Annotated in this window: 1 protein-coding gene; it reads right to left on the reverse strand. The window is 69.9% G+C overall.

Annotated features, from left to right (window positions below):
• Window positions 1–62: 62 nt before the first annotated feature.
• Window positions 63–2,240 (reverse strand): HEAT repeat domain-containing protein, encoded by a 2,178-nt coding sequence (locus tag ACFYP5_RS38615; protein ID WP_389044731.1) that lies wholly within the window; start codon window positions 2,238–2,240, stop codon window positions 63–65.
• Window positions 2,241–2,347: the final 107 nt, after the last annotated feature.

Here is a 2,347-nt window from a genome sequence, read left to right on the forward strand (position 1 = left end):
CGTGCCCCCGGCCGGTGTGCGGGGCCGATCTCGGGCGGCTCCGCACACCGACCCGTCGACGGCTACTGCTCCCCGGCCGGCGTAGGTTCCGGGAGGTTTCGCAAGCGCGTCACGAGGGACCGGCAGATGCGCTCGATCTCAAGGTCGGAGGCGACGGCATCACTCCAACGGCCATCGCCGCGGTGGGGCTGTTCGAGTGTCGTCTTGATCCGGGGAAGGGCGGGACGCGCTGCCTGGCCCATGTGGTTGAGGCAGGCGAGGACATCGCGCGCAGTGGAGTCGTTGTCCTTCCAGGCGTTCAGCAGCGCCGACACAACGGTGTCGGCCTCGCAATCTCCGGCTATGTCCCACAGAGCTGATGCGGTATGGACGAGAGTCCATGCGTTTCCCGTGTTCAGTACGGCCGCGTCGTTCGATTCGTTCCGTGCGTTCTCCTCGGCCTGATCGTTCAGTATCTGTCGCAGGCGCGGCAGTACGGGAGCGGCGGGAGGGCCGATGCGGCCGGCGAGGTCGATCGCGTCGAAGTTCCGGTGGTGCTCCAGGAGGCGTTCCAGCAGCGGCACCACGGTCTCGGGGCGGCGTTCAAGTTCCCAGACGCAGCTCGCCGCGGCTGTACGGACACCGACGTTGTCCGCGTCGGTGAGGGGACGGACAACATTCAGAGCGGATGCCGCACGGGGACCAAACGACGCGAGCGCCTTCAGGACAGGCTCCGCGGTACGCCACTGCTTGTGTTGGACGGCGGTGTGGACGGTGTAGGCGAGTGCCGGCACGGCCGCCGGGTCGCCGAGCCTGGAGAGGGTGTTGGTGAGAGCCGTGAGGCCGAAACCGAGCTGCTCCTGGGAGTGGTCGACTTCGGCAAGCCGGCGAACGAGTCGGGGCGTGAGTTGCGCGGCGGCCTGAGGCAGGTGACAGGCCGCGGGCACCGCGCGCCAGGCGTCGGTGCCGGTGTCCAGCGCGACGAGCAGGCTGGGCAGGGCCCGTTCGTCGCCGAGACCGGCCAGCGCCACGACGGCCTGTTGATGGGCACGGCGCAGAACACGATGAGGGCTCGCCCACGCATCGGGCCGGTGCTCGGTGACGTAGGCAGCGAGAGCTTCCCGTGCCGGCTCGGCGAGGCCGGCCAGCTGCCCGAGCGCCTCGGCCGCGGCCGAGGCGGTGTAGGAGTCGTGCGGCTGCAGGCGGTCGCCGATGAGCTGGACGAGGCGGGTGTGATCGCCCCGCCAGGAGGTGATCAGACGGCGCGCCATGTCGATGGCGTCGTACCGGGTGCCAGGGTCTGCGCTGCGCAGCTGCTCGGTGAGCAGGGCTTCCCGGTCGTCGAAACGCGCGCCGAGTGCCTCGTGGAAGGCCGTGAGCAGCGGCGTGGTGGCGGCGTGGACGCGTCCGTGGCGTTCGAGGTCGTCGAAGGCGGCGGCGATGTGCCCGGGGACATCCGGGTCGGGTTCGGGCTCAGCCTCGCACGTACACGGACCTGTGGAAGCCCGGTCCTCTTCAAGCCGGGGCGGCGGCGTGATCTCGCGAAGCAGCAGGATCGCGGTCGGTACCGTCCGGTCGTCGACGGACTCGGGGGCGCAGCGGGCCCGGTGGACGAGCGCGGCCAGGCGGGTGTCCGGGGCTGTGGAGCCGTTGTCGGCCAGCGCGTCGAACCATGGCCGTGCCGGTCCGGCGGCCGCAGGCAGACGGAGTACGAGGTCTGCCATCGTCCGCACCACCAGCCCACGCTCGGCGGCGCCGCTCTCCGTCTCAAGGTGGTCCCGCAGCAGTGCCACCGCGCGTTCGGCGTCGTCCAGGAAGAGCCCCAGGCCCTCGATCGCCGCCCCGCGCACCCGCGGGTCGGGGTCACAGGCGTAGGCGACGAAGGCGTCGGCGTGCTCACGCATCAGGTTCGCGGTGTCCGGGTAGATCGTGGAATCTTCCCCGTCGGGGCCGCAGACGACGGCGTAGATCTCCTCGGCGTCGATCACCTCCCGCCCTATGCTGAGCAGCAGCGCGACGACAGCCCCGCGGTCAGGCGTCGCCGGATCGTCCGCCATAGCGAACAGGAACGGCAGACTGGCCACCGTGCTCGAATACACGCTTCCCTGGTGAAGGGCCTTGCTGTAGAAGTCGCTGAACGCCTCCTTCCGCACGTCGGGGTCGGGAGAGACCATGCCGCACAACCACCCCGGCACGTCGTCACCCGGCCCGTAGGCGTGCTCCAGGGCTGCCCAATCGATGCTGTTCAAGTCGTTGATCATGCCCGGCACTATGCCGGGCAGCACTGACATACCCGCCCACCGCAGATACAGCCGACCCACTGGGCGCTGACGAGCGAGGAATACCGCTCACATCGAATGACGCTCCC

This window comes from Streptomyces sp. NPDC005262 (assembly GCF_042872425.1).
Classification (GTDB): domain Bacteria; phylum Actinomycetota; class Actinomycetes; order Streptomycetales; family Streptomycetaceae; genus Streptomyces.

What these genes read in the sequence shown, in the direction of transcription:
- ACFYP5_RS38615 (WP_389044731.1), bottom strand. Translation starts at nt 2,240, where the DNA reads ATGATCAACGACTTGAACAGCATCGATTGGGCAGCCCTGGAGCACGCC.